Origin of the sequence: Synechococcus sp. R6-7 (assembly GCF_047461695.1) — a bacterium.
GTDB lineage: Bacteria > Cyanobacteriota > Cyanobacteriia > Thermostichales > Thermostichaceae > Thermostichus.
Window position 1 is genome coordinate 1 of sequence record NZ_JANSHS010000261.1, and the last position, 2,044, is coordinate 2,044.

General features: G+C 58.2%; 2 protein-coding genes and 1 pseudogene. 1 reads left to right on the forward strand and 2 read right to left on the reverse strand.

The features are described 5' to 3' along the window. Positions 1 to 69: 69 nt before the first annotated feature. Complete coding sequence (locus NW815_RS08190; RefSeq protein ID WP_011432767.1) at positions 70 to 951, reverse strand: Tab2/Atab2 family RNA-binding protein; 882 nt, start codon at positions 949 to 951, stop codon at positions 70 to 72. Between the two features lie 18 nt (positions 952 to 969). Further along, positions 970 to 1,446 (reverse strand): VOC family protein, encoded by a 477-nt coding sequence (locus NW815_RS08195; RefSeq protein WP_414388801.1) that lies wholly within the window; start codon positions 1,444 to 1,446, stop codon positions 970 to 972. A 299-nt stretch (positions 1,447 to 1,745) separates the two neighbouring features. On the opposite strand from NW815_RS08195, the pseudogene NW815_RS08200 reads away from it, so the two are divergent. Continuing rightward, positions 1,746 to 2,044, forward strand: a pseudogene (locus NW815_RS08200) (energy transducer TonB); the annotation flags it as partial.

A 2,044-nucleotide genomic window follows, 5' to 3' on the forward strand; every position in this document is an offset into this window, starting at 1 on the left:
GCGTTTGGGGAGTGTCTCAATCTAGTTTGAAATGACTGTAATTTACAAACAGGCTGTAACGGCTGCTACTTACAGCGGATGTTGCATCAGCCAGAAGCCGGCGAAAGACTGGGCCCTAAGATCGGTTTGAATGGCAAGAAAGTGGAGCCCCTGGGCCTGCTGCTGGCGCTGGGCAAAGACTTCTGCCTCTGTTCGCAGTGTTTCATCTCTCAATTGTGCAAACAGATAACAATCGTTGAGGCCCGCCTCGAGCAGTAGCCGTCCGTCTGCCACACTCAAGTAGGCGGGTTCCATACCGCTCATCCAGGCTGCCATCGGCAAAGCCCGCTGCGAGGTAATCACCAAGCCGGGAATGAGGGTGCTCCGCACCACTGGTGCCAATGTGTCGGGCGTCAAAGTGTCCCAGGCAACCGGAAAAAGCTCGCCAAATTCTATCGGCCAGGCGTCGGCTTCCCGCAGATCCTCAGCTCGCAAGGTCACGAAGGCCCAGCGTTCTCCCTGCAACTTGTCCGGCAGACGGATGGGATCCGGCGGATCCGGATCCACAGGAGGTTCGGGGCTGTAGGTAAACTGAGTCTCTTGAGGGTAAACCTGCTCTGCCCGTTCTCGCATCCAAGCTTTGAGGGTGTAAACGCGACGACTGGGCAGCATCGGGATCCCAACCGCATCGCAGGCCCGTTGCAGGATGGAACTCATGCGGGCTCGAAACACACGAATGGCCGAGGGAGGCTGGGGAGCCGCTTCGAGGTAGCTCCGCAACTGTCGTGCCACCCAGGTGCTATTCACCTCTTGGTTACTGCAATACTGCGCTTGGCGAAACCGGCCGGTGGGATCGCACACCAACAGCTCCCAAACCCTTCGGTTCTGCTCATCCCGCAGGGGGACGGCGTTGAAATCCATCTGCCAGATAGGGCCGCGCGCAGGGCCAGAACGCAGGGGTTGAGTGGCCAAAGGTTCCTCCTGTTTGCACTACATGCCACTTGAGCGGGCCGGGGATCGTTCGCGCGAGCGGTGGGAAGCACTGTCCCCGACCAAGGCCAATTCCCGCTCCCCGAAAATGGCGGAAGCGTTGCGGTAGTACTTAAACTCCAGCAGGTTATGGAAGGGATCCTGCAAAAAGAAGGTGCCGTGTTCCAAGGGGGTGTCAACAAAGCGCCAACGCGGCTCCTGATAAAAGGGCAAGGCTCGCTCCAGGGCACGGTCGGCCAGCGCCTGCCAATCCCCTTGGGTAGGGAAGATCAGGCCAAAATGACGAGGGTAGATGCCCCGCTGGGGCGTCAGCTCTTCGTGGGTGAGGTGGGCCACCAGTTGATGGCCGTACAGGTTAAAAATAACGGCAGCAGAGGTTTCTCGACCGATCTCACAGCCCAAGCCATCGCCGTAGTAGGCCTTGGCCAAGGCAATATCGGCAACTGGAAAGGCCAGATGAAAGCGGATGGGTTCCATAACGTCGCTCCTAAAAAGCCACCAAAAGTGCCCCACCAGCCAACATCAGAGCCAGCACCCCGAGCTGTGGGGCTTTTCCCCGGCTAATGGGATCCCCGCTCTTTTCAAGGTAGGCGATCTTAGAGCTGCTGCAAGGTGGGATCCCTTCCCGAGCCCGAGATAGACTATACGCCTTTGCGCAGGAGTGCCAACTGCTCGGATGCTATAACACTAGCTGGGGTGTTACCCCCGTGGCCCAGTCTGCAACAGACAACTCGGTGTGTTGAGAGCGTTGAAGAAAGGAAAGGGCAATCTTGGCTATGACCAGCATCTGGATTGAGCAGCGCCGCCGCGAGGATGAATCTCGCAACTTTTTTTGGATGGTGGCGCTGTCGCTGCTGCTGCACGTGCTGGTGCTGCTGGGATTGCTCCACTTGGGGCGGCTTTGGCTCACTCGCGAGCCAGAACAAGAAGCCATTGAGTTTATCCTTCTGGATCCAGAAGATCTGCAGCCCCCAGAGGAAGCAGATCTGGTTTCAGAAGTTGATTCCCGCGATGGGGGTGAGCGGGTAGAAGCCCCTCCGTCTCAAGGCAGTCCACCTCAATCTCAGGCCGCCCC